This window comes from Streptomyces sp. DH12 (assembly GCF_020873895.1).
GTDB lineage: Bacteria > Actinomycetota > Actinomycetes > Streptomycetales > Streptomycetaceae > Streptomyces.
In genome coordinates, this window is sequence record NZ_JAHWGT010001755.1 from 1 (window position 1) to 379 (window position 379).

A 379-nucleotide genomic window follows, 5' to 3' on the forward strand; every position below is an offset into this window, starting at 1 on the left:
TCGCCGCGCACCACGCGCTGGTCGCGGAACTCGGCGGGCTCGTCGAAGGCGTGGCTGGGCGCGCCGTCGCTCTGCCAGGCGAGCACCAGGAAGAGCGCGGGCACCAGCAGGGCGGTCAGCTTCAGCCAGTACTGGAACGCCTGGACGAAGGTGATGCTGCGCATGCCGCCGGCGGCCACGATCACCGTGACGACGACGGCGACGATCACCGCGCCGAGCCAGTCGGGCGCGCCGGTGAGTACGGTGAGGGTGAGTCCGGCGCCCTGGAGCTGGGGCAGCAGGTAGAGCCAGCCGACGCCGACGACGAGGGTGCCGGCGAGCCGCCGGACCGTGTGCGAGGAGAGCCGGGCCTCGGCGAAGTCGGGCAGCGTGTAGGCGC

Annotated in this window: 1 pseudogene; it reads right to left on the reverse strand. The window is 73.4% G+C overall.

Annotated elements, in window-relative coordinates:
• Positions 1–379, reverse strand: a pseudogene (locus LPA54_RS42075) (cation acetate symporter); the annotation flags it as partial.